Annotated in this window: 22 protein-coding genes; 14 read left to right on the forward strand and 8 right to left on the reverse strand. The window is 40.4% G+C overall.

Features of this window, described 5'->3' with window-relative positions; all coding sequences use genetic code 11:
• The first annotated feature begins 67 nt into the window (after window positions 1-67).
• Together lpdA and AC3KVK_RS03240 are read left to right on the forward strand one after the other, a co-directional pair.
• Complete coding sequence (gene lpdA, locus AC3KVK_RS03235) at window positions 68-1,495, forward strand: dihydrolipoyl dehydrogenase (RefSeq protein WP_490310773.1); 1,428 nt, start codon at window positions 68-70, stop codon at window positions 1,493-1,495.
• A gap of 116 nt (window positions 1,496-1,611) precedes the next feature.
• Window positions 1,612-2,298 carry a tRNA-uridine aminocarboxypropyltransferase gene (locus AC3KVK_RS03240; protein ID WP_490310774.1) on the forward strand — a complete coding sequence of 229 codons (687 nt, stop codon included), beginning with the start codon at window positions 1,612-1,614 and terminating at the stop codon, window positions 2,296-2,298.
• A 54-nt stretch (window positions 2,299-2,352) separates the two neighbouring features.
• Here the strand turns inward: AC3KVK_RS03240 and AC3KVK_RS03245 are convergent, their stop codons facing one another.
• Both AC3KVK_RS03245 and AC3KVK_RS03250 read right to left on the reverse strand, forming a co-directional pair.
• Window positions 2,353-2,781, reverse strand: coding sequence for a GNAT family N-acetyltransferase (locus AC3KVK_RS03245; RefSeq protein WP_490310775.1), 429 nt, complete (start codon window positions 2,779-2,781; stop codon window positions 2,353-2,355).
• Between the two features lie 219 nt (window positions 2,782-3,000).
• Complete coding sequence (locus AC3KVK_RS03250; RefSeq protein WP_490310776.1) at window positions 3,001-3,165, reverse strand: hypothetical protein; 165 nt, start codon at window positions 3,163-3,165, stop codon at window positions 3,001-3,003.
• 324 nt (window positions 3,166-3,489) lie between these two features.
• On the opposite strand from AC3KVK_RS03250, the gene AC3KVK_RS03255 reads away from it, so the two are divergent.
• The 4 genes from AC3KVK_RS03255 to AC3KVK_RS03270 are packed head-to-tail and all read left to right on the forward strand — an operon-like array spanning window position 3,490 to window position 8,097.
• Entirely contained in the window at window positions 3,490-4,494 is a 1,005-nt protein-coding gene (locus AC3KVK_RS03255; protein WP_490310777.1) for an extracellular solute-binding protein, read from the forward strand.
• Window positions 4,494-6,140: an ABC transporter permease gene (locus tag AC3KVK_RS03260; RefSeq protein ID WP_490310778.1), complete on the forward strand. Its 1,647-nt coding sequence runs from the start codon at window positions 4,494-4,496 to the stop codon at window positions 6,138-6,140. Before AC3KVK_RS03255 ends, AC3KVK_RS03260 begins: the two co-directional genes overlap by 1 nt.
• Window positions 6,133-7,170, forward strand: a complete 1,038-nt coding sequence (locus tag AC3KVK_RS03265) for an ABC transporter ATP-binding protein (protein WP_490310779.1) — start codon at window positions 6,133-6,135, stop codon at window positions 7,168-7,170. The genes AC3KVK_RS03260 and AC3KVK_RS03265 overlap by 8 nt, the downstream gene beginning before the upstream one ends.
• Window positions 7,171-7,188: 18 nt before the next feature.
• The gene (locus tag AC3KVK_RS03270; RefSeq protein WP_490310780.1) at window positions 7,189-8,097 is read left to right on the forward strand and encodes a Dyp-type peroxidase; all 909 of its coding nucleotides are present in this window, start codon (window positions 7,189-7,191) and stop codon (window positions 8,095-8,097) included.
• Here the strand turns inward: AC3KVK_RS03270 and argR are convergent.
• Entirely contained in the window at window positions 8,094-8,561 is a 468-nt protein-coding gene (gene argR / locus AC3KVK_RS03275; protein WP_490310781.1) for a transcriptional regulator ArgR, read from the reverse strand. The genes AC3KVK_RS03270 and argR overlap by 4 nt on opposite strands.
• A gap of 379 nt (window positions 8,562-8,940) precedes the next feature.
• Here argR and mdh point away from each other — a divergent pair, with 379 nt between their 5' ends.
• A complete protein-coding gene (gene mdh / locus AC3KVK_RS03280) occupies window positions 8,941-9,876 on the forward strand; it encodes a malate dehydrogenase (protein ID WP_490310782.1) in 936 nt (311 codons plus the stop codon).
• A 104-nt stretch (window positions 9,877-9,980) separates the two neighbouring features.
• Here mdh and ispB read toward each other — a convergent pair whose 3' ends face one another.
• Window positions 9,981-10,952, reverse strand: coding sequence for an octaprenyl diphosphate synthase (ispB, locus tag AC3KVK_RS03285; protein WP_490310783.1), 972 nt, complete (start codon window positions 10,950-10,952; stop codon window positions 9,981-9,983).
• A 384-nt stretch (window positions 10,953-11,336) separates the two neighbouring features.
• Between ispB and rplU the strand changes: the two genes are divergently transcribed.
• From rplU to AC3KVK_RS03310, 5 genes are all read left to right on the forward strand, one after another.
• Window positions 11,337-11,648: a 50S ribosomal protein L21 gene (rplU, locus tag AC3KVK_RS03290; protein WP_086742421.1), complete on the forward strand. Its 312-nt coding sequence runs from the start codon at window positions 11,337-11,339 to the stop codon at window positions 11,646-11,648.
• Between the two features lie 16 nt (window positions 11,649-11,664).
• A complete protein-coding gene (gene rpmA / locus AC3KVK_RS03295) occupies window positions 11,665-11,922 on the forward strand; it encodes a 50S ribosomal protein L27 (protein ID WP_086742422.1) in 258 nt (85 codons plus the stop codon).
• 317 nt (window positions 11,923-12,239) lie between these two features.
• Entirely contained in the window at window positions 12,240-13,388 is a 1,149-nt protein-coding gene (cgtA, locus tag AC3KVK_RS03300) for an Obg family GTPase CgtA (protein ID WP_490310784.1), read from the forward strand.
• 69 nt (window positions 13,389-13,457) lie between these two features.
• Window positions 13,458-13,943, forward strand: coding sequence for a type 3 dihydrofolate reductase (gene folA, locus AC3KVK_RS03305; RefSeq protein WP_490310785.1), 486 nt, complete (start codon window positions 13,458-13,460; stop codon window positions 13,941-13,943).
• Window positions 13,944-14,026: 83 nt separating this feature from the next.
• Window positions 14,027-14,401, forward strand: coding sequence for a DUF3718 domain-containing protein (locus AC3KVK_RS03310; protein WP_490310786.1), 375 nt, complete (start codon window positions 14,027-14,029; stop codon window positions 14,399-14,401).
• A gap of 163 nt (window positions 14,402-14,564) precedes the next feature.
• Here the strand turns inward: AC3KVK_RS03310 and AC3KVK_RS03315 are convergent, their stop codons facing one another.
• Complete coding sequence (locus AC3KVK_RS03315; protein ID WP_490310787.1) at window positions 14,565-15,725, reverse strand: DcaP family trimeric outer membrane transporter; 1,161 nt, start codon at window positions 15,723-15,725, stop codon at window positions 14,565-14,567.
• A gap of 381 nt (window positions 15,726-16,106) precedes the next feature.
• On the opposite strand from AC3KVK_RS03315, the gene acs reads away from it, so the two are divergent.
• Both acs and AC3KVK_RS03325 read left to right on the forward strand, forming a co-directional pair.
• Window positions 16,107-18,047: an acetate--CoA ligase gene (gene acs, locus AC3KVK_RS03320; RefSeq protein WP_490310788.1), complete on the forward strand. Its 1,941-nt coding sequence runs from the start codon at window positions 16,107-16,109 to the stop codon at window positions 18,045-18,047.
• 83 nt (window positions 18,048-18,130) lie between these two features.
• Window positions 18,131-18,784 (forward strand): response regulator transcription factor, encoded by a 654-nt coding sequence (locus AC3KVK_RS03325; protein WP_490310789.1) that lies wholly within the window; start codon window positions 18,131-18,133, stop codon window positions 18,782-18,784.
• Between the two features lie 50 nt (window positions 18,785-18,834).
• Here AC3KVK_RS03325 and purU read toward each other — a convergent pair whose 3' ends face one another.
• The 3 genes from purU to AC3KVK_RS03340 form a co-directional block, all read right to left on the reverse strand.
• Complete coding sequence (gene purU / locus AC3KVK_RS03330) at window positions 18,835-19,668, reverse strand: formyltetrahydrofolate deformylase (protein WP_490310790.1); 834 nt, start codon at window positions 19,666-19,668, stop codon at window positions 18,835-18,837.
• 141 nt (window positions 19,669-19,809) lie between these two features.
• A complete protein-coding gene (locus tag AC3KVK_RS03335; protein ID WP_490310791.1) occupies window positions 19,810-20,163 on the reverse strand; it encodes a DUF3718 domain-containing protein in 354 nt (117 codons plus the stop codon).
• Window positions 20,164-20,389: 226 nt separating this feature from the next.
• Window positions 20,390-23,839, reverse strand: a complete 3,450-nt coding sequence (locus tag AC3KVK_RS03340) for a hybrid sensor histidine kinase/response regulator (RefSeq protein ID WP_490310792.1) — start codon at window positions 23,837-23,839, stop codon at window positions 20,390-20,392.
• Window positions 23,840-24,032 lie beyond the last annotated feature (193 nt).

The raw sequence follows: 24,032 nt of genomic DNA on the forward strand, positions 1-24,032 counted from the left end.
GTAAAAGGATAAATGGCAGGGCAAAACTATAGGGCAGTGTCCCGTTCGAAAATAATAAGGTAATAGCATGAGCAACGAAATCAAAACTCAGGTTGTTGTACTAGGCGGTGGTCCTGGTGGTTATTCTGCAGCTTTCCGTGCTGCTGACTTGGGTCTGGAAGTAACACTAGTAGAATCTCGCGATACGTTAGGTGGTGTATGTTTGAATGTGGGTTGTATCCCATCAAAAGCATTACTTCATGTTGCTAAAGTTATTGATGATGCGGCTGAAATGTCATCACACGGTGTGACGTTTGGCGCACCACAAATTGATTTAGACAAAATTCGTTCTTGGAAAGAGTCTGTAATCGGTCAATTAACTGGCGGTCTAGCTGGTATGGCTAAAATGCGTAAAGTGAAAACTGTCTATGGTTACGGTAAATTCACAGGCGCAAACACTTTAGCTGTTGAAGCGGCTGACGGTACTACAAGTACTATTACGTTTGATAATGCAATTATTGCTGCAGGCTCTCAACCAGTTAACTTACCTTTCATCCCACAAGATGACCGTGTAATTGACTCTACTGGTGCACTTGAGCTTAAAGATGTGCCTGAAAAACTACTTGTTTTAGGTGGTGGCATCATTGGTCTTGAAATGGGTACTGTTTACCGAGCGCTAGGTTCACAAATTGATGTGGTTGAATTTGCTGATCAGTTAGTACCAGCTGCTGATAAAGACGTTATCAAAATTTACCAACGTTATGTGAAAGATAAATTCAATGTCATGCTGTCAACTAAAGTGGTTGCTGTTGAAGCTAAAGACGACGGTTTATATGTAACGTTCGAAGGCAAAAATGCTCCTGCAGAACCAGTTCGTTATGACAAAGTACTCGTCGCGGTTGGCCGTACGCCAAACGGTAAATTATTGGATGCCGATAAAGCTGGCGTAAACGTTGATGAGCGTGGTTTTATCAATGTTGATAAGCAATTACGTACCAATGTGAATCACATTTTTGCGATTGGTGACTTAGTGGGTCAGCCAATGCTTGCACATAAAGCCGTTCATGAGGGTCATGTTGCAGCTGAAGTTATTTCTGGTCAAAAGCACTTCTTTGATCCTAAGTGTATTCCTTCAATTGCATACACAGATCCAGAAATCGCATGGGTGGGTGTGACAGAGAAAGAAGCGAAAGAGCAAGGCTTGAAAATCGAAACTGCGGTTTTCCCTTGGGCTGCTTCTGGTCGTGCGATTGCATCTGCACGTACTGAAGGTCAAACAAAGCTTATCTTCGATAAAGACTCTGGTCGTATTATCGGTGGTGCGATGATTGGTATCAATGCAGGCGAAATGCTAGGTGAAATTGGCTTAGCAGTTGAAATGGGCGCAGACGGTGAAGACTTAGCGTTAACTATCCATGCTCACCCAACACTGAATGAATCAATTGGTTTAGCAGCTGAAATTTTTGAAGGCTCTATTACTGATTTACCAAACAAAAAAGCTGTTAAAAAGAAATAAGCGAGATTTAAAATAATCTTACGCTAACTGTTCTGATGCAGTTGTTATAAAATGCCCGCCTTGAGTGGGCATTTTTTATGTCGTATGGTTTGCTCCGTAAGTAGAAGGTCAGTAGGTTGAAAAATGCAGTATTAGCACTTCGTGCAAAGCAATTAGAGACATCAAAACGCGAATTTAATGCCCGTGGCGGCAAGATGATACGCTGTGAAGGATGTTTATTATCGGTTAATTACTGTATTTGTGCTGGGATTGAAGTCGCTGATTGCCAAAGTGCGGTGTGTTTGTTGATGTCGCATAATGAAAGTTATAAACCATCGAATACAGGGCGGTTAATTGCAGATATTATTCCAGATCATTACGCATTTCGGTGGCAGCGAACAGAGGTCGATCCTGAACTTTTAGCGTTATTAGCTAATCCTAACTATCAACCTATTATTGTCTTTCCAAAAGATAATCTACCTGAATCTCGTTTTATTGAAACAATCGAGGTCGCAGATGGTAAAAAGCCGTTATTTATTTTTCTTGATGGCACCTGGCGCGAAGCAAAGCGAATGATCCGCAAAAGCCCATACCTTGATCATTTACCAATTTTATCTATCACGCCAGATAAGCTGAGTGAATATAAACTTCGCGTGGCGGCTTTTGATAATCATTTAGGTACCGCAGAAGTGGCGATTATGGTGTTAGAAATGGCTAAAGAACTCGATGCATCGGCAAAATTAGAGAAGCATTTTATTGATTTTCGAGAGGCTTATTTAAGTGGCAAACGCAACAAAGGGGCGTTATTAACCCCTAAAGATTAAAGTGCTTTTTGAGGTAACGCGCTTTAGTTTTCATCGTTTTGGAGGCTACTGTTTTTATAGTTGCTTTGAATGCATGAAATACTCAAATTGATCTTCGCCAAAAATGCGAAAACCGAGTCTTTTGTATAATCTCAGTGCTCGGTTTTCTTTTAGTACCGTTAATTCTAAGTATTTAGGGGATGAAGTCTCTAAAACTTGCTTTAGAATCTGACTTCCCAAGCCTTTGTTTTGAAAATCTGGGTGAATTTGTAGTTGCATGATTTCAAGTTTTTCTTCGGTTTCGCGAAATTTCAAGGTGCCAATGATGCTCTTTTTATAGATGATGAGATGTGAGCATTCATATGCATCACTTAATCTGAATTGATGTTCTTTTTCCGACAGAAACTGCCCTGATGCTTCAAGGTGATGAACCATGGTTAACTTTCTGAGCGTTAGCAAGTAATCCCAATCTTGGGGCGTTGCTTTAATAAATTCAAACTTCAAATTGCACCTTTTTTTAAGCAAAAAAAAGCGTGGTCTATAAAATAGTCCACGCTGACCGGAATCTTTCTGAGCATCCTGCTCGGTGCCTTTTGGGGCAATCCTACTCGTCTATCCTTAGCTATATTGCTATAGCAGACTCATCCTAAGTCTATTTCCTTGTGTGCTCTTAACTGTCATCCTTTACACTTTACTTCCTTGAGCAGCTGACTCCTGTCAGCGTTAAAACATCCTTGTTGCATCTTTGAGCGCCACTCCTGTGGCGCGATCCATGATTTGAGCATCCAGCTCCGTGCGTCCTGCACATCCTACTTTTATTCCTTGTCCCTGTGCTAAACTAAGCACTTTTGGCTTCATGCCTTGCTTGACGTTCCATCTTTCCTTCAAGCTATGTATTCATTATAGAAGTTTGGGTTGAGTAAAATAGTATCTCTACAGCAATAAATTGATGTTCATTAGATTTTAAAATTACTTTAATTGTTTTATATCAATACTTTAAATTTTGTTTGTTGTGTTTTTATACGATGGAAATAGGTATGTCTGTCGAGTTTGTGGGAAATATCTTACAAATAAAATCCTACTTACGTGGTTTTTACTCTCTAAAAGCTAAAGAGTTTCATGAAAGTGGGGTGTACGAGATAAAAGCTGTACTTATGTATCAGAATGTTTAAAATTCAACTGATAATACTTCTTATTTAAAAAGGCATAATTATGAAATTAAAAGCGATAGCATTACTTGCGAGTTTATTTAGTGTTAGTAGTCAAGCCGCTGATGTTGTTAATATTTATTCGTTTCGTCAACCGTTTTTAATTGAGCCTATTTTAGAAGAGTTTACCGCTCAAACAGGGATTCAAACTAAAGTGGTCTTTGCTAAAAGTGGTTTGATTGAGCGCATTAAACGTGAAGGTAAGCATACCCCAGCAGATGTAGTATTGTCTTCTGACTTTAATACACTGTTACAGTTGCAAGATTCTGAACTCATGCAGCCAATTGATAGTGAATTAGTCCGAAATAATGTGCCGAGCACCTTTAGAGCTGATGATGGTCAATGGGTTGCGCTAACTAAACGTGCACGAAATGTTTATTCATCAAAAGAGCGAGTGGGGGCATTGCCAGCACTTAAGTATGAAGACTTAGCTGATGTGAAGTATAAAGGCAAGTTGTGTACTCGCTCAGGTAAGCATCCTTATAACTTAGGCTTGGTTGCCTCTATGATTGCTCATCACGGTGAAGCCGAAACGAAAACGTGGCTCGAAGGTGTGAAAGCGAATTTAGCCCGTAAACCACAAGGTAATGACCGTGCACAAGTGAAGGCCATTAAAGAAGGATTATGTGATCTAGCGCTCGGAAATAGCTATTACTTCGGTAAAATGATTATGGATCCTCAGCAAAAATCTTGGGCTGACGCAGTTCATATCAACTTCCCCAATCAGCAAGACCGTGGTGCTCATATTAATGTTTCGGGTGTCGTTATGAGTAAGTTTACTAAAAATAAAGCAAACGCTTTGAAACTTATTGAATTTATGACTGACAATAAAGCTCAGAATATGTATGCTTCTCTTAATATGGAATACCCTGTAAAAGTGGGTGTACCACTGTCAGAGTTAGTGGCATCTTGGGGTGAGTTTAAGGAAGACAGTTTACCACTCACTGAAGTTAGTAAATATCGTCCTGCGGCATTGAGGCTGATGGATGAGGTAAAATTTGATCTTTAATGCATTTACGTTTTTCACTGTCTAGATGGCAGGTTTGTGCTTGGGCGGCAGGTTTTTTTCTGTCGCTTCCTCTGGCTTTTCTCGTTTTCGAATCGTTTCAACCTTCGGCTGAGGTTTTTGATCACCTCTGGCAAACCGTCCTTTGGGATTACACTGCCAATACTATTTTATTGATTTTTGGCGTGGCCATTGTCAGTGCACTTATAGCACTCCCTTTAGGGTGGCTTATTGCTTATTGTGATTTTCCTGGAAAAAAATATTTTGAATGGGCGTTGATGCTACCATTAGCGATGCCTGCATACATTATTGCGTATATTTATACTGACCTTTTTGATTACGCAGGCCCGGTACAAGTGTGGCTAAGGAATATTTTTGGTTGGCAATCGGCAGGTGAGTATTGGTTTTTTGATATTCGAACTTTGCCTGGTGCGATTGTCATGATTGCGTTGGTGCTATATCCGTATTTGTATCTCATTTTTAAAACGGCCTTAAAGGAACAGTCACATAAATTGATTCATGCCAGTCAATTAATGGGGCATTCAGCGCTGTTTAGTTTTTTTAACGTTTCTTTACCATTGGCGAGAGGTTCTATCGTGGCGGGCCTTGCGTTAATTAGCATGGAAGCTATGGCCGATTTTGCTACTGTACATTATTTTGCTGTGAGCACTCTTACAACAGCTGTTTATGATACATGGCTGGGTTATTACTCATTGACAGCCGCAGCAAAGATTTCAGCAGTGATGCTGCTTATTTTATTTCTAACATTAGGAATAGAACGATTTAGTCGCCGTAACCAGCACGTTTTTGAACGGCAAAGTGTTTATAATTATGGTGCCCTTTACAGACTTAAAGGAAGTAAAGCTTTTTTGGCAACAGGGTTTTGCTTATTGGTGTTAGCGTTGGGGTTTATTTTGCCCGTGGTTATTTTGATTAGTTATGCTGTGCAATACTTTGCGCAATCATGGCAAAGTGATTTTTTAATTTATGCTTGGCAAAGTTTAAAGTTAGCCAGCATTGTAAGTCTTAGTTGTGTGTTGATAGGATTATTTGTTGTTTATGCGCAGCGTTTAAGTGAATCGCCATTTAAAACTTTTCCCGGGCGAATCGGTAGTGCTGGTTATGCACTACCGGGGACTGTGTTGGCGATTGCTGTTTTACTTCCTTTAACGCGTTTAGATGAGTGGGTTAATCAATTTGCTGATAATACGCAATGGTTTGTGGCTCCAGGCTTGTTTTTTAGCGGAACCATTTTTGCACTTATTGTTGCTTATATAGTGCGTTTTTATGCCATAGCCCAAGGAACGATAGAAGCCAGTTTTGCCCGAATCTCACCTTCATTAGATATGGCGAGTGCCTCTATGGGGCGATCAAAAGGGGAAACATTACGTCTCATTCATTTACCTTTGATGCATCGCGGTATTCTGACTGCTGGGTTATTAGTATTTATTGAATGCATGAAAGAGCTGCCCGCCGCATTGTTATTACGACCATTTGACTTTGAAACCTTAGCCACCCATGTTTACCAATATGTCAGTGATGAGCACTTAGAGTTAGCTGCTTTATCTGCATTATTAATTGTATTAGTGGGTTTGCTCCCTCTATATTTTGTCAATTCATCTATGGAACGAACGCAATCTCATGAGTAGCTTATCAATTAAAAATCTTGTTTATCGTTATCATAATCAGGCTGTGATTGATCAGTTGTCGTTGACCGTCAATTCGAATGAAATAGTTTGCTTGTTAGGTGCGAGTGGGTGTGGAAAGACAACGACTCTTAAGGCGATTGCTGGCTTGATCAAACCTGAATCAGGTAGCATTTTTGTTGCTGAACAGTGCGTCAGCGACGAGCATTATTTCTTACCGCCTGAACAGCGAAATTTGGGCATGATGTTTCAAGATTACGCGCTATTTCCGCATTTAACTGTGGCTGAAAATATAGGTTTTGGACTTGCTAAATGGTCAAAATCAGCTCGTCAGGAGCGCGTTGAAGAAATGTTGGCGTTGATTAAATTACCTGATTTAGCTAACCGCTATCCACATCAGTTATCGGGGGGGCAGCAGCAACGGGTTGCAATTGCACGTGCATTAGCTTACAAACCGACCTTCTTATTGTTGGATGAACCATTTTCTAACATTGATCATCAGGTGCGCTTTCAGCTAATTGAAGAAATCCGTCAAATTATTAAAGCCGCACAAGTTTCGGCGATTTTTGTCACTCATTCAAAAGAAGAGGCGTTCGCTTTTGCTGATAAATTGGCGGTGATGGATCAGGGGCGAATTTTACAAGTAGATGAGCCTCAGGCATTGTTTTCTCATCCCAACTCAAAGCAAGTTGCTGAATTTCTAGGTAACGGCATATACTTAGCGGCAAGTTATAACAAAAATAGAGAATTAACGACTGAACTAGGGCTGCTAGAAGCTGATTTAGGATTAGCGCAAAGTGAGCTTGCGGGGTTGGTATACGTGCGTCCACATCATTTAATGCTTCAGGCTGATCAACACGGTCAACATAGCGTTAAAGCACGACGGTTTATGGGGGAGCAGTTTTTTTATCGAGTCGATATTGCAGGGCAAGAAATTGAAATTGCAGCAAACTCTAATGCGATATTTGAAATTGGCCAGCCAGTCACCGCGACTCTCTTACCGCATCCAGTTAACTTCTTTGCCCAGTCGTGATTATTGAGAGGGTGCGTTATGCCACAAGCGCAATCAGGTATTTGTGCCGAAGCTAATTTACATGGTTTATATTTATTTTTAAATGTTTTAGATGGGCATGATAAGTCGGTTGCAAAGAAGCTGTCGCAAATTATCGACTTACAAGATGATTTTTCTGACCAATTTTCAGAGGCGCTACTTTCAAGTGTTGTGGCTATTGGTGCGGAATATTGGCCGCATCTTTGCCCAACGAAGGTGCCTTGTGGATTGGTAGGCTTTCCACATGTTGATGATGCTGAGCATAATATGCCTTCTCAACCTTTTGATTTATTCATTCAGATCCGCTCAGATAGAAGTGATGTTAACCACTTGTTTGGGTTGAGAGTACTGAATTTACTCGCCCCTGATATTGAGCTTGTTGAGCAAGTTAAGTGTTTTCGATTTTTAGATGGGCGTGATTTAAATGGTTTTATTTATGGAGCTGACGTGCCTCATGGGCGAGCTAAAAAAAGAACCGCTTTAATCGAAGATATAGATTCACCTTTCCATCAAGGAGCCTTTGTTCATATTCAACGTTTTCGACATAATTTGAATAAGTGGCAGTTACTCAGTGTCGATGAACAAGAAGCGATTATAGGGCGGACTCGTCTTGATAATAATCTAATAGAGCCAATTAATACAGATAGTCATTCTTATCGTTTTGAACTCAAAGATGGGCAAGGTAATGCGTTATTATTACAGCAAGGCATGCCTTACGGGGATATGCATGAGCAAGGCATGCTGCAGGTTAGTTGTAGTGCTAATTGTGAAGCATTTTTAAAGTTATTGAAAAACCGACTAGGCAGTGAGCAGGGTTATGATAACTGGCTTGATTTTACGTCAGCAGATATGGGGGCGTCATTTTTTGCCCCATCGATCGACTTTTTGGCTCGGTTAGCTGAGGATTAAACAGATTCAAATAGGTTTTTGACACGATCTAAGGTGATGTCTATTTCGCTAATTTTAGCCGGCGCGATGAAAATAGTGTCATCGCCTGCGATTGTACCGAGCACACCATCAGCCTTACCAAGCGAGTCCAATAAACGTGCAATGAGTTGTGCAGCTCCTGGGCTAGTACGGATGATAATCATCATTTCATTGTGCATGATATCGATAACAAGTTGGCGAAGAGGGCTTTTGGCGGTCGGTACCCCCATCTCTGCAGGAAGGCAGTAAACCATTTCTTGTTTGGCGTTACGTGTTCTTACTGCGCCAAATTTACTCAACATGCGCGATACTTTACTTTGGCTGATATTATCAAAGCCTTGCTCTTTTAAGGCATCAACAATTTCCCCTTGGGAGCCAAAGTTTTCTTCCTTTAAAAGTGCTTTAAAAGCCTTGACCAGTGCTTCTTGTTTGTCTTGTATCTGCATCTCTGACTAATCTGTTTTACATCAATTCATAAATTCTACACAAATTTCAGCTAAGATGCACAAAGTTCACCGCACTAATTGCGATTATGGGCGGATAAAATTCTTATAAAGTGATGATGCATGTGTAAGTAAAAAGCAAAGTAGAGAATTGGCTAATTTATACTTGCACTTTGAATGGCGATTGAAGGGTTGACTGTAAAAATTAATGAAAGTGGTTAGTTTGGGTTTACCTGAGCTTTAAAGGTGTCTTTTTGCTATGTTGTTACAACTATAGTCGCTAATAGTAAGAAAATAGCGGGTTTAATTTGTCTTTAGCCTCAGTTTTCATTATCTTTAGGGGCGAATTTTTTTACCTTCCTCTTTTATACGGAGAATACAAATGAAAGTAGCCGTTTTAGGTGCCGCTGGTGGTATCGGCCAAGCCCTGTCTTTATTATTGAAAACTAGCCTTCCTGCTGGTTCTGAGTTGTCATTATATGATGTTGCTCCAGTTGTCCCAGGTGTTGCTGTTGATTTGTCTCACATCCCAACAGATGTGAAAGTTGCAGGTTTTGGTGCTGATAATCTTGCGGATGCATTAACAGGCGCTGACATTGTGTTAATCCCTGCTGGTATGCCGCGTAAGCCTGGTATGGACCGCGCTGATTTATTCAACGTGAATGCAGGTATTATCAGAACTTTAGCTGAAGGTATTGTTGCTAATTGTCCTAAAGCCCTGGTTGGTGTTATCACTAACCCTGTAAATGGCACTGTGCCAATTGTGGCTGAAGTATTCAAAAAAGCAGGAACTTATGATGCGTCTCGTGTATTTGGTGTGACGACTCTTGATGTAATCCGCTCTGAAGCATTTGTAGCTGAATTAAAGGGTCTAGATGTTGCTCAAGTGAAAGTACCAGTTATTGGTGGTCACTCTGGTACAACTATTTTACCATTATTATCTCAAGTTGAAGGCACGTCTTTCACTGATGAAGAAGTTGCAGCTTTAACTCCTCGCATCCAAAATGCAGGTACTGAAGTAGTTAATGCTAAAGCGGGCGGTGGTTCAGCGACTTTATCTATGGGTGCAGCAGCAGCTCGTTTTTGTTTATCTTTGGTTAAAGGTTTACAAGGCGAAGACGTTGTTGATTATGCCTATGTTGCTGTTGAAAATGGTGATGCACCATACTTTGCACACCCTGTACGTCTTGGTAAAAATGGTGTGGAAGAAATTCTTTCTTATGGTGCGTTAAGTGCATTCGAAGAAAAAGCTAAAAATGATATGCTTGCAACTTTAAATGCAGATATCAAAGAAGGTATCGACTTCATCGATGGTTAATTCATAGTATGAAATAAAAAAAGGCCTGCACTGCAGGCCTTTTTTATGCTTATTTAAGCTTGAATTACTGACTTAAAAACAGTTTAGCGGTTAAGTTTGCTAAGCTAATGATTTCTGTCAACGGCTAATTTTGCTAACCCTATAAGTGCATTCTTGTAATCGCTCTCAGGGAGAGACTTAAGGCATTCAATTGCTTTCTTTGATTCTTCTTTCGCTTTATTTAAAGTGAAATTAAGTGCGTCGGTTTGTGCTAAAGTAGCCAAAATTTCGTTGAGGAATTCTCTACCGTTGCCTTGCTCAATCACTCTACGAATAAGTGCAACTTGCTCCTCATTGGCATGTTGCATTGCATAAATAAGGGGTAACGTGGGTTTACCTTCGGCTAAATCATCACCGAGAGCTTTGCCAAGTTCAGCTTGATCAGCGCTGTAATCAAGTACGTCATCGACTAATTGAAAAGCGGTACCTAAGTGCATACCATACAGTTTTAACGCATTTTCGGTGTGCTCATCTTGCTGTGTTATCACTGCGGCTAGTTGAGTCGCGGCCTCAAATAATTTAGCTGTTTTGCTATAGATGACCTGCATATAACTCGCTTCAGTGGTGTCGGGATCATTACAATTCATCAATTGCAATACTTCGCCTTCAGCGATCACGTTTGTTGCATCAGAGAGTATCTTCATTACTCGCATTTCTTCGAGGCCAACCATGAGTTGAAAAGCGCGAGTGTAAATAAAGTCACCTACCAATACACTTGCGGCATTACCAAATTCAGCGTTTGCTGTGGCATTACCACGGCGGAGATCGGATTCGTCTACTACGTCATCATGTAATAATGTTGCAGTATGAATAAACTCTACAATAGTAGCCAGGGTGACATGTGCATCCCCTTGGTAACCGAGGGCCTTTGCTGCAAGAAGGGAAAGCATGGGACGAACTCGCTTACCGCCGCTATTTACGATGTATAGGCCAAGCTGATTAACTAAGGCCACATCAGACTGTAGTTGAGTATAAATTAATTGATTAACGCGCTGCATGTCATTATCAGTTAGCGCCTGGATAGATTTGATATCCATTGATCTCCGAACCAGTTTCTTTGTAGTGGTTTTGCAGCGTTCGATTATACAACAATAATTATTTGAGCTCGACCGTTTAATGCTAGCTTAGCGAGAATTATTAAATTAAAATAAATTCAAAGAGTAATTTTGCTCACAATAAACTTGACGACTGGTTGAAAAGCAACCGCTCTTTATCTTTATGAGTGCTTTGTATCTATTTTAGTAAGTTTTTTGACCTAATTTATTGTTTACATTGATTTTTTGTGAATTTTTAAATGTGGATTGTTTTTTGCAAAAAGTTGCCTGAATATACTTGCTTGTGTTGAATAATTAGCGTAAACTTCGCGGCCATTGAAGAATATTTAGTTGCGTCGATTTGAGGGCGCACAGACGGAGTTAATTATGTACGCGGTTTTCCAAAGTGGTGGTAAACAGCACCGTGTGACTGAAGGTCAAACGATTCGTCTTGAAAAATTAGACGTAGAAACTGGTTCTGCAGTAGAGTTTGATAAAGTACTTTTAGTTGCTAATGGTGAGAAAGTAGAAATCGGTGCACCTTTCGTTAATGGCGGTAAGGTTGCAGCTGAAGTTGTTTCTCATGGTCGTGGCGAGAAGATTAAGATTGTTAAGTTTAGACGTCGTAAGCATTCTCGTAAACAAATGGGCCATCGTCAATGGTTCACTGAAGTTAAAATCACAGGCATTAGCGCTTAATTAGAGGTACAGTAAGATGGCACATAAAAAGGCAGCTGGTAGTACTCGTAACGGTCGCGATTCAGAAAGTAAACGTCTAGGCGTTAAGCGTTTTGGTGGCGAGTCAGTTTTAGCGGGTAGCATCATCGTTCGTCAACGTGGTACTAAGTTCCACGCTGGTGCAAACGTAGGTATCGGTAAAGACCACACAATTTTTGCAAAAGCTGACGGTAAAGTTCAGTTTGAGCAAAAAGGTCCTTTAAACCGTAAATACGTAAACATCGTCTCTGAGTAATCAGAACTTTGTTTTGAAAAACCTCGCTTAGGCGGGGTTTTTTGTTTTTAATTATTAAATTTAACTTCCTCAATTACCTATCGTTGGACGATTCGTTCATTTTATATTGTTAATTTATAGAGTTAGTTCTTTGCCTATTTAGATGATCTCATAAGTAGTAAGTGATAATCGCGACTCTTATGGGGGATTTGGGCCTGTTCAAAACTATGAGTTATCTATTCGGGGGATTGATTGCTATTATCTATAGCAAGCATATGCGCAACGATTTATAATTGCTCAAAGTTAAAGTATTCAAGTTATTCTGTAAGCGAGAAACCATGAAATTTGTTGATGAAGTGGAAATCCGAGCCGAAGCCGGTGACGGTGGTAGCGGAGCCGTTTCTTTTCGTAGAGAAAAATACGTACCTGAAGGGGGCCCTGATGGGGGAGACGGTGGTGATGGCGGCAGTGTATACTTTGAAGCTGACGAAAACCTGAACACGCTGATTGATTATCAGTTTGAGCGCTTTCACCGTGCTGAGCGTGGTACTAATGGTCGCAGTCGGAATTGTACTGGCAAAAAAGGGGACGATCTTATTCTTCGAGTACCACAAGGTACCCGAGTATCAGATATCGAAACTGGCGAAAGTATTGGTGACTTAACGCGTCATGGTCAGCGTTTGCTAGTTGCCAAAGGTGGGTTTCATGGTTTAGGTAATACTCGTTTTAAATCAAGTACAAATCGCGCCCCACGCCAAAAAACACTAGGCACACCAGGTGAAATTCGCAATCTAAAACTTGAACTGTTATTACTTGCTGATGTTGGTTTACTAGGGATGCCAAATGCGGGTAAATCTACATTTATTCGTAGTGTATCTGCAGCCAAACCAAAAGTTGCAGATTATCCATTTACAACATTGGTTCCAAATTTAGGTGTGGTACGTCCTGATGTCAACAAGTCATTTGTTATTGCTGATATTCCAGGTTTGATTGAAGGTGCAGCAGATGGTGCCGGCTTAGGTATTCGTTTCTTGAAGCACCTTGAACGTTGCCGTGTGTTACTTCATATTATTGATGTAATGCCTGTAGATGGTTCAGATCCAGTTGAAAATGCTGATGCAATAGTTGCAGAGCTTGAATGTTACAGCCCTGAATTAGCCTCAAAGCCTCGCTGGCTTGTTTTCAATAAAATTGATCTGTTGCCTCAAGATGATGTTGATGCGGTTTGTGCTCAGATAGCCGATGCATTAGATATTAAAGAGAATATCTATAAGATCTCTGCGGTGAGTAAGCAAAACACATCCGAATTGTGTTTTGATGTCATGACGTTACTTGATTCAATGCCAAAAGATAAATTTGAGCAAGAAACGACGAAAGAGGTTGAGTTTAAATGGGACTCTTATCATCAAGAAACTCTGGATGATGATCTTGACGATGATGATTGGGATGAAGATGATTACGATGTAGAAGTCGTTTATCAGAAATAAGAAAAGGCGCCTAGCGCCTTTTTTCATTTTAGTATATTAAAATTAATGAATAAGTATTAGGTGTTCCTTGTGATTATTTCAATGATTGCCGCCATGGCAAATAACCGTGTGATTGGAAAAGAAAATCAAATGCCCTGGCATTTACCTGCAGATCTTAAACATTTTAAAGCCGTTACTTTAGGTAAACCCGTGATAATGGGTCGTAAGACATTTGAGTCAATTGGTCGCCCTCTTCCTGGGCGAAGAAATATCGTTATTACGCGCAATACTGAACTTGCAATAGAAGGGGTTGAACTGGTTAATTCTCCTTCTCAAGCTATTGAAATTGTTGGTGAGGTTGAAGAAGTGATGATTATCGGTGGTGGCTTTATTTACGAAGCTTTTTTACCTGTTTGTCACCGTTTATATTTAACTTTTATTGACCTTGATACACAAGGTGATACGCAATTTCCCGACTATGAAAAAGTTGGTCCTTGGCAAGTATCAGAGATTGAAAAACACGACAGTGACAAAACTAATCCTTTTGACTACACTTTCATTACTTATACTAAATAAGCATTAGGTTGTTGCATAAATCTAGTCATTTTGATACAATTTTTGCACTTTAACTAAGTAGAAAGTATTAAAAGGTACGAAGTATGAAATTAACAGCGAGTATTGTGTTAGGTATTTTAGCAACAGGATCAATGGTATTTTCTTCTTCTGTAAGTGCGACAGATCAGCTTGTTGCAAGTATTTGTGACTATGTTGCAGCAGATGACAAAAATCGTTTACGTAAAAAACTAGATGACAGTCGTTTAAAGCTACGCAATGTGTATGATGATATTAGCTGTGGTGGGAATTCATTACTTCGTCATGCGATGACAAATAATGCGGCAAGTGCAGGGGAGTTTATAGTTAAGCAGCTTCCGAAAAAGAAATTAGCGTCATCAGGCGATTTTGAGTGGGCAACTGCAAATGGGCATGGTGCTTCAGCTGTCGCAGCTGCAATTAAGGATCGTGCAGGTTTGTAGTGTTTAGAGTTAGCATTTTATAGAAAAAACCAGCTTAGGCTGGTTTTTTTATTGGTGTTTAGAAAAAATAAACACTCGTTTATTGACCTAAAGGAGAATAGCGAGCTCAAAGTCAGTAAATAAAAATGCGGCATTTAGCCGCATTGTTCAGGAAGTAATCTAATTAGAAAACGTATTTGGCAGAAAGTTGTAAGCGAGTTAAATCGCCATCAGTCCCACTTTCTATTTCGCGATTTGCATGTTTTAACTCGACACCAAAAGTGAGCTTTTTCTCAGGTGAGTAAAGTAAGTTTGCGCTATAGCTGGTACTCGATTTTGTTGGGCTACCATACATTGCAGCTAAATCAGTATTGTTATCCGCTTCAAAAAATGAGTATAAGAAAGTAGAACGGACTTTGTTACTCCAATGATGTTGATAACCAATAAAACCTGATGTTGAGTCAATTGCATCAAGTTCATCACCATTTAGCACAGCGCCATTAGCTATATTTAAGCCAACATATCGGCCTAAACCTGAACCTTGAGTGAGCATAAATTTGATGTTGTCATTTCCAACATTAACTTTACCCGAAACGCTTACACCGTAAGCACTTTGTGTCGCATCAACATTATTTTTATTGTATTTCAGTTGTCGCGCTAAACCAGTGACAACAAGCTGACCCCAATCAGCATTGTGGGTATAGCGAGCCGATAAATCAGGCAAGCCAGCATCGTCTGTTTCGACGCGTGCACCGTTGACTGTAATTGTGCTTTCAGGGTTTTCTGCTGAGAAAGACCAGTTGCCTTTGGTATATTTGATCATGGCTTGGCGGTTGAAAACAGTTCCTTCTGCTGGACCGACGAAGTCAAGAGTTTCAGGTAAGGCACCAACGTTTTGAAAATTAGACCATGCTTGACCAAACAACCAACCATCATAGGTAACAAATGCCTGGCGTAGTCTTGGTACATATGAATTTGAAACGCGCTCATTCCCGCCTGGGGTAACTAAAAAATCGAGCTCAATTTTTGTTTTAATGCTTTTCCCACTGTCTAACTTAGTGTCAGTCCCGAAGAAAAAACGTGATTGTTTAGCATGCATATCAAAGACAGGGTCATTGTTTTGTGCATCTGGTCCAACAGGTGTTGTCCCAGGAACATAAAAGTCACGACCAATGCTGTCACCAGAAATTGCACCAGCAGAGAAGTCGCTCCACATTGCATCAAGTTTGACGTAACCACCATAATTGACAGTTGTGTTGTCCATAGACGCAGCATTCGCGCCAAAGCTAAGGGCGCTTAATACTGCAATAGCGCTTAATTTTTTTGTTAATATAATTGTTTTCATCACTGTATCCCAATTGAACGTGCTTAAGTAATGTTGTTTATGAATAGATTTTGCTCAATTACCTATTGGTCTATACGACTAAGGTTGAACTTGTTAATTTTATGTAGTTTAAATGAGGTTTAAATTACAGGTTTTCTCTATAAAGTTGTCTATATACAGAAGCTTATAGTGTTTAGCAAATTTAATAGGGCTAGAGGATATTAAATGAGTATTAAGTTATTTAATAGGGGAGTGATTTGTAATTAAAGTAAAAATTATTCGTTAATGGTTTGATCTTAAACAATCTCATGGTTATCTCATACTAAGGTCTAATATTTAATAATGGGCTGCTGGGTAATTCTTTGGGTATATGCTATGAGCAAGAATTTTAGGGAGACAGTTATGTCAGAAAGTATTTATCCAGTACCAGAATCAGTAAAAGCAAATGCATTGATTGATGAAGCAAAATATAAAGAATTATATCAATGGTCGATTGATGATCCTGCTGCATTTTGGCAAGAGCAGGGCCAGCGCCTTGATTGGATAAAACCATTCACTAAAGTAAAAAATACTTCATTTGATCAAGGGCATGTTGATATCCGATGGTATGAAGATGGGCAACTAAATGTCTCATATAATTGTATTGATCGCCATTTAAAAGATAAAGCAGATAAAGTTGCACTTATTTGGGAAGGAGATAACCCTGAAGATGTCGCTCATATTACGTATCAGCAATTGCATGATGAAGTCTGTAAATTAGCTAACGGCTTAAAAAAGCTAGGAGTCAAAAAGGGTGACCGTGTTGCTATTTATATGCCTATGACGCCTCAAGCGGTCTATGCGATGCAAGCATGTGCTCGAATTGGTGCGATTCACTCGGTTGTTTTTGGTGGATTTTCGCCATCTGCCATCGCGGATAGGATTCGTGATTCAGGGGCTAAAGTTGTCATTACTTCAGATCAAGGTCGTCGTGGTGGAAATGCGGTACCTCTAAAAGCTAATGTTGATGAAGCTGTTTCTCAAGAAACAGTAACAACCGTTGAACATGTCATTGTTCACCAGTTGACAGGTGGTGAAGTTGAGTGGTTTGAGCATGATGTCTATTGGCATGACTTAGTGGTTGATGAGCCTACAACGTGTGAACCAGAAGTCATGGATGCAGAAGACCCACTATTCATTCTTTATACATCAGGTTCAACGGGCCAGCCAAAAGGTGTTGTGCACACCACAGCAGGTTATTTAGTTTACACTTCATTAACTCATGAGTGTGTTTTTGACTTAAAAGAAGATGATATTTATTGGTGCAGTGCCGATGTAGGTTGGATTACAGGGCATAGCTATATTGCTTACGGCCCACTTGCAAATGGTTGTACACAAGTTATCTTTGAAGGGGTGCCAACTTACCCAACAGCTGGTCGAATGGGTGAGATTGTTGATAAACACAAGGTTTCTATTTTATACACAGCGCCTACAGCAATTCGTGCTTTGATGGCAAAAGGTGATGAGCCGACTGCAACTTCTTCGCGTACTAGCCTTCGTATCTTGGGTTCGGTTGGTGAGCCAATTAATCCAGAAGCGTGGGCGTGGTACTATGAAAAAATAGGCAATGGCCAATGTCCAATTGTTGATACTTGGTGGCAAACTGAGACTGGTGGCATGATGATTACGCCATTACCAGGTGCGACAGCCATGAAGCCAGGATCTGCGACGCGACCATTTTTTGGTATTTCTCCAGCATTGTTCGATGCCGAAGGCAATACATTAACAGGGGCAACAGATGGTAACTTAGTTATTTTAGATAGTTGGCCATCTCAAGCTCGCACAGTGTATGGTGACCATGAGCGGTTTGAGCAAACATATTTTTCAGCTTATCCGGGAGTTTATTTCACTGGCGATGGTTGTCGCCGTGATGAAGATGATTATTACTGGATCACCGGGCGAGTGGATGACGTATTGAATGTCTCTGGACATCGCTTAGGTACTGCTGAAATTGAAAGTGCTTTAGTTGCACATGAAGCCGTTGCTGAAGCTGCAGTAGTTGGCTACCCTCATGACATTAAAGGACAAGGTATTTATGTTTACCTCACTCCAAACGATGGTGTGGCAGTGACCGATGAATTAACGAAAGATGTTCGTAATTGGGTCCGTAAAGAGCTGAGCCCTATCGCTTCTCCAGATATGATTCAATGGTCTCCTGGCTTACCTAAAACGCGCTCAGGTAAAATTATGCGTCGAATTCTACGTAAAATTGCAGCAAACGAGCACCAGCAGTTAGGAGATACTTCTACACTTGCAGATCCTAGTGTTGTTGAAGAGTTAATCGAAAATCGCTTAAACCGTTAAAAGGTTGCTAATTCGATTGTTCAACAAGTAAGATATCGGCTGTTACCTGTTAAGTTAACAGCCGATTTTATTAGGAGTAGATAATGAGCCAGTTTTTGATCGCGGATGATCACCCTTTATTTAGGGAGGCATTAAAAGGGGCGTTAAAGTCAGCATTTTCTGAGTTAGAAGTCTTTGAATCAGATAACTTTGATGCCACATTAGAGCTATTGAAAATGCATGATGAGCTCGACCTGTTATTGCTCGATTTACACATGCCTGGCAATGATGATTTATATGGATTGATCCGCATTCGAGAAGATTACCCTGATTTACCTATTGCTGTTGTCTCTGGCAGTGAAGACATTCAAGTTGTCTCTAAAGTTATGGCGTATGGAGCGATGGGATTTATTCCTAAGTCCTCATCTTCAGAAGAGATCGCACAAGGTATCGCTGCAATCTTAGAAGGGGATACTTGGCTACCAACTCAGCTTAAGGATCAAGTCGCAGGTTTAAGTGATGATGATATTGGCTTGGCGGCGCAGATCGCGTCATTAACGCCGCAACAGTACCGAGTATTGAGTTATTTACATGAAGGGTTACTCAATAAGCAAATTGCGTTTGAACTAAGTATTTCCGAAGCCACAGTAAAAGCACATATCACGGCTATTTTTAGAAAACTAGGCGTTTATAATCGAACTCAAGCAGTACTCATTGCTTCTAAATTACAACTAGAACCTCAAACCGAGAGCAATTAGCACTAGTAGGAATTAACGTGTTAGATTGAGCTAACACGTTAATTTGCGTGCTATCTAAATACTACTGTTTTATTATCATTAATAAAAATACGGTGCTCACTCGCTAGTTGCAGCGCTTTACAAAATACATTCTTTTCAACGTCTCTGCCAAGTTGCGCTAATGCTGTAGCATCATTGTCATGAGTCACATGTATCACATCTTGAGCAATGATGGGGCCTTCATCGAGCTCATCAGTCACGAAGTGCGCTGTGGCTCCAATTATTTTAACTCCACGTTGATAGGCTTGTTGGTATGGTTTGGCGCCAATAAAAGCAGGCAAAAACGAGTGGTGAATATTAATAATTTTGCCGATGAACTGCTTTACAAATTCAGGGGTTAGAATGCGCATATATTTAGCTAAACCAATTAAGTCTGGCTGATATTGAGCTATTTTAACTGCAACAGCTTGATCATGTTCGCTTCGGGTGAGTCCTTCATGACTAATTACATGAAAGGGCACCTTAAAGCCTGCGACTAAAGGAGCCAGCGTGTCGTAGTTTGCAATCACAGCAACGACTTCAATATTCAGGGCATTCTCAAAACATTTTAATAATACCCCGCCTAAGCAATGGGCTTCTTTTGTTGCCAATAGCACGACTTTTTGTTTGTTTTGACCTTCTAATCTCAGGTGACTATTTGGCGGTAAAATGCCTGCAAGTTGAGGCAATAGATTTTGGCTCGAGAAGTTACCTTCAAGCTCTGTTCGCATAAAAAATCGACTATTAATATTGTCGACAAACTCATTGTTTTTCACAATATTGAGTTGGTGCTCGTAACAGAGACTGGTTATTTTCGCAATGAGCCCTTTTTCATCTGGGCAATCGGTTAGTAATACTTTCTTCATGGTTTCCTCATTCCATAGCAAGATAATGTAAACGTTTTTGATTGTTAACACGAAGTGAATTACAGAACAAGATTTAAATACACGATGCAGGTTTTCGACATAAAAAAAGCCGGCGGAGCCGGCTTCTTATTTAAAATGCGTTTAGTTGACGCGTTTTTCTGCGGCAATATGAAGGTGCGGAGATTTTTCTTTAATGGCTGCTAGGTTATCACCCACAACTGACTTAGGAAGCTGGCCGATAATAAACTCGCCTGTATTCAGTGCTTTTGATGTAGCAGCAAATTGTAATAAGTTCTCACCGTTACATTGAATACTGTCAAAAACAGAGCGAATTTTTAATTTGTTATCTTTTAAAAATGAACGAAGACGAGATTTATCATCTATTTGTGTGTACTCACAAATACGAATAGATACTTCGTCATTGGCGCTGACAGTTGCTGTAAAAAGAGTAGATGTAAGTGCGATAGCACTAAGTGAGAGTAAAGTCTTTTTCATTTTTTATCCCGTGAATATTTATTATGATAAGTATCACCTAGCACATTGCCGCTAAGTGACTAATATAAATAACTAATTTAGGTACTTATATTTATCTACGTGATAGTTTAGTTAATTTTTATGGTTTTGCATGCTTTTACTAGTAAAAAAGTTTATTTTCATCCTTTTGTATTGCTTTGTTGGTTCTATTTTGAACAAATGGTAAAGTTAACTGCCATAACAGGCGTTACAAGCGACTGTTATGGTTTAGTAAAGCTTTTAATTTAGCAGGTTTTATCGGCTTACTTAAATAATGGATATTAAGCTCCTTAACTTGCTGCTTTAAGCTGTCATCACGCACTGCAGTGATCAGGATAGCGGGTACTTGCTTTTGCCAAAGTTGGCGAAGTTGTAAAATTAGACTAACGCCATCACAATCATTACTAAGCTGATAGTCCATTAAAATAACATCTGGTACGGGGTGCGTGCGTGCGTACTCAAGGGCATCACCGACATTGTCTGCACTGTTATAAGTTACAAACCACTTATCGAGTAATGTGCTCATCGCGCTCAAGTTTTCTTGTGCGTCATCGACCATAAAAATCGTTAATGTTTTATCGTGGCTCAAATGTGATGAGTTTGATGGCTTTTGTTGAACCAAAGCAGGCTCACCAAGTGGCACTTCGATACTGAAACAACTACCTTTATCGACCACTGAGCTCAGGGTAAGTGGAATAGAAAGCAGGTCGGCCATTCTTTTAACGACACCTAAGCCTAATCCGACCCCTTTGTTATCGGTTTTGCTGATACGATAAAAATCATTAAAAATCCGCTGTTGTTCATACTCGGATATCCCAGGCCCTGTATCCCAAACTTCGATGCGCAAATGGGGCCCTCGCTGGCGACACAGAACCAAAACTTTACCAGTTTGCGTGTACTTCACAGCATTGGATACTAAATTCTGAATAATCCGTCTTAAGTAAGTGGTATCGCTATGCACAATGGCATCGCATTCTCTAATTTTTAAAATCAGCCCTTTTGCTTTAGATAAAATGGAATATTCATTAGAGAGTGGCTGTAAAATATCACTAATCGAAAAATGACGTGGTGTGGGGGTCATAGCCCCTTGGTCGAGTTTAGCTATTTCAAGCAAGGCAGACATCAAATGTACAGTTGAGTCTAAGCTATCACCCAGCTTATTCAGGGCGCTTTTGTTCGGGGAGTTGAGTTGTTCTTCGTCAATGGCCGCTAAGTACAGCCTAGCTGCATTGAGGGGCTGTAAGATATCGTGACTGGCTAACGCTAAAAAACGGGTTTTACTCTCATTGGCTTTTTCAGCTTCCATTTTGGCCAGTTGGAGTGCTTGCTCCGTTTGCTCTCGTTTAACTATTTGCGCTTCTAAATTTTTGTTAATTGACCTTATTTGTTGCGTACGAACTTCTATTCTGTTTTCGAGATCTATATTGACCTCTTCCAGCGCATCTTGCGTATTAATGTGATTGGTCACGTCAGAGAAACAGGTAACAAAACCACCATCTGGCAATGGATTACCAATCATTTCAAATACTTTACCGTTGCGCCGTTTACGCGTGAAATGGTGCGGTGTGCCATTCTTTAAATGTTGCACACGTTTTTGTACTTGCTCTTCAAACTCGCCTGGGCCGCAATCACCTTTACCCACATTAAAACGGATGACTTCTTCGATAGGCTGCCCAGATTCGAGAAAATTTTCTGGGTATTCAAACATTTCAATATAGCGTTTATTCCAAGCAACGAGTTTGAGGTCTTTATCTACCACAGAGATTCCATGACTGAGATTTTCTAAAGCGGTATAAAGCAAGTTTTGATTAAACTGTAGTGCTTGGGTTGTTTCATCAAAAAAGTTAACCACTTCTTCAAAGGCCATTTGCTTGCCTGAAATGACTGCTCCCATAATGGCACGAGCAGTAGATGCACCGAGTACACCAGCGAGTGAGCGCTCACAATATTCAACAAAATTTATGGTTGGAGTGCTATTATCATCGCCCATTTCATTCATCATGGCGTATTCAATCAGAATTTGTTTTGCTCGTTCAATGCCTAAAAAAGTTTGCAGCAGGACTTTGAGATCGTAAACATTGGCGTTGATGCGTTTATTGGCGCGTTTCGCTAGGTTTTCTGATGCGCGCGGATTTACAAATGCAGAGGCTTGGATTTTATCAACCAGTCGCTCATGAGCCCCTAAACTAAAGCTGATATAACAGATGATGTTAGCGAAAAGCGCAATAAATGTGCCTTGCGTAATAATACTTTGCTGAGAAACATACCCTGCGCCTGAGACCCCTTCAAGCATCGGGAGCATTAAAAATAGCATCCAGCATAGAATACCAGCCATTAAGCCTGCATAGACTCCATATGCATGCCCTTTTCGCCAATATAAGCCGCCGATAATGGCGGGAAGAAGTTGTGTCACTAACGAAAAGGCGACGAGTCCCATACTGGCTAATGCAGATTGATCGCCGACCATTTGTTGATAAAAATAAGAGAGAAATAAAATCAAGGCGATGGTTAAACGACGGACCAGTAAAATGCGTTTCTTATAGCTAGTGGTGATTAAATTTCGTCTAAACTTTCGGCGCAGCATTAAAGGTAAAACAACGTCATTAGAAATCATCGTGCTGAGCGTTAATGTGGCAACGACAATCATTGCCGTCGCAGCAGACAGCCCACCCACAAAGACTAAAATTGCAATTGCATCAAACCCATGTGCGAGTGGTAAGGCTAAAACAAAGCTATCTGGTGCATAGTTGCCGCCAATAAGAGGGTGCATCGCCGCAGTGGCAATAGGAACTATGACCGCTGCAGTTAACAATAAATACAGCGGGAATGCCCATCGTGCGGTTTTGAGGTGTTTAGGATCTTGGTTGTCGATCACAGTGACATGAAATTGCCGAGGTAAACATACAATGGCTGCAGCAGCCATTAAGGTTTGGCCAATAAACGTGAAACTAAAAAAGTCGCTACTTTGCCAATGTTCAAAGGCATCTTGGCTTTTGAAAAATGCTAACATGCCAGGCTGGTAATCACTAAATATGTAGATAGCCAATCCCGCCACAGCGATGAGAGCAATCAGCTTAATGAACGACTCAAACGCAATTGCAAGCATTAATCCTGAACGATATTCAGTGACATCGACTTTGCGAGTGCCAAAAAAAATCGCAAATAACGCCATCATCAATGTGCCAATAAACGCTAACAAGGGGCCGGATACCCCACTGCTGGTTTGGAGTAAAACAAAACTAGTGCTGAGGGCCTTGAGTTGTAAAGCGATGTAAGGAATCGTGGCCAGAAGCGCGATGACAGTCACTAAAATAGCGGTGAACTGTCGTTTTCCGTATCGAGAGGAAATGAAGTCGGCGATGGTGGTAATATTTTGTTTTTTACTGACCACAACGAGCTTGTGTAAAAAACCTTGACCGAAAATAAAAAGTAACGCGGGACCCAGTAAAATGGGCAGATAACTCCAACCATTGTTTGCCGCTGTACCTACAGCGCCATAAAACGTCCATGACGTACAATAAATACCAAGCGCGAGAGAATAAACAAATGGGTGACGAGTAATTTTACTCGCTCTTGCGCTGGTTTTGTCTCCCCAATTCGCCAACCAAAACAAGGCTGCGATATAAGCAAGTGCGACAAAAATAAGAAAGATAGTCATAGTCGAGGCTTGTTATTATTTTGTTCACAAACTTTATCATGTTGAAGCGATAAAGTGTCAATTTCAATCAGTACACGAGTGGCTGCATTAAGCTGCAAAATATTCTTAATCTATTGTTTATTAATACTAATTTAAAAGGGTCAATAGATTATAAAATAATCTAAGACTAATGTCGCATTGGGGGGCTGATTGT

This window comes from Pseudoalteromonas sp. J2K-J979, from assembly GCF_058169715.2.

Excerpts from the sequence above, each read along its gene's own strand:
- lpdA (WP_490310773.1), top strand. The coding sequence starts at position 68 with ATGAGCAACGAAATCAAAACTCAGGTTGTTGTACTAGGCGGTGGTCCT.
- AC3KVK_RS03255 (WP_490310777.1), top strand. The coding sequence starts at position 3,490 with ATGAAATTAAAAGCGATAGCATTACTTGCGAGTTTATTTAGTGTTAGT.
- AC3KVK_RS03260 (WP_490310778.1), top strand. The coding sequence starts at position 4,494 with ATGCATTTACGTTTTTCACTGTCTAGATGGCAGGTTTGTGCTTGGGCG.
- AC3KVK_RS03265 (WP_490310779.1), top strand. The coding sequence starts at position 6,133 with ATGAGTAGCTTATCAATTAAAAATCTTGTTTATCGTTATCATAATCAG.
- AC3KVK_RS03270 (WP_490310780.1), top strand. The coding sequence starts at position 7,189 with ATGCCACAAGCGCAATCAGGTATTTGTGCCGAAGCTAATTTACATGGT.
- argR (WP_490310781.1), bottom strand. The coding sequence starts at position 8,561 with ATGCAGATACAAGACAAACAAGAAGCACTGGTCAAGGCTTTTAAAGCA.
- mdh (WP_490310782.1), top strand. The coding sequence starts at position 8,941 with ATGAAAGTAGCCGTTTTAGGTGCCGCTGGTGGTATCGGCCAAGCCCTG.
- ispB (WP_490310783.1), bottom strand. The coding sequence starts at position 10,952 with ATGGATATCAAATCTATCCAGGCGCTAACTGATAATGACATGCAGCGC.
- rplU (WP_086742421.1), top strand. The coding sequence starts at position 11,337 with ATGTACGCGGTTTTCCAAAGTGGTGGTAAACAGCACCGTGTGACTGAA.
- rpmA (WP_086742422.1), top strand. The coding sequence starts at position 11,665 with ATGGCACATAAAAAGGCAGCTGGTAGTACTCGTAACGGTCGCGATTCA.
- cgtA (WP_490310784.1), top strand. The coding sequence starts at position 12,240 with ATGAAATTTGTTGATGAAGTGGAAATCCGAGCCGAAGCCGGTGACGGT.
- AC3KVK_RS03310 (WP_490310786.1), top strand. The coding sequence starts at position 14,027 with ATGAAATTAACAGCGAGTATTGTGTTAGGTATTTTAGCAACAGGATCA.
- AC3KVK_RS03315 (WP_490310787.1), bottom strand. The coding sequence starts at position 15,725 with ATGAAAACAATTATATTAACAAAAAAATTAAGCGCTATTGCAGTATTA.
- acs (WP_490310788.1), top strand. The coding sequence starts at position 16,107 with ATGTCAGAAAGTATTTATCCAGTACCAGAATCAGTAAAAGCAAATGCA.
- AC3KVK_RS03325 (WP_490310789.1), top strand. The coding sequence starts at position 18,131 with ATGAGCCAGTTTTTGATCGCGGATGATCACCCTTTATTTAGGGAGGCA.
- purU (WP_490310790.1), bottom strand. The coding sequence starts at position 19,668 with ATGAAGAAAGTATTACTAACCGATTGCCCAGATGAAAAAGGGCTCATT.
- AC3KVK_RS03335 (WP_490310791.1), bottom strand. The coding sequence starts at position 20,163 with ATGAAAAAGACTTTACTCTCACTTAGTGCTATCGCACTTACATCTACT.
- AC3KVK_RS03340 (WP_490310792.1), bottom strand. The coding sequence starts at position 23,839 with ATGACTATCTTTCTTATTTTTGTCGCACTTGCTTATATCGCAGCCTTG.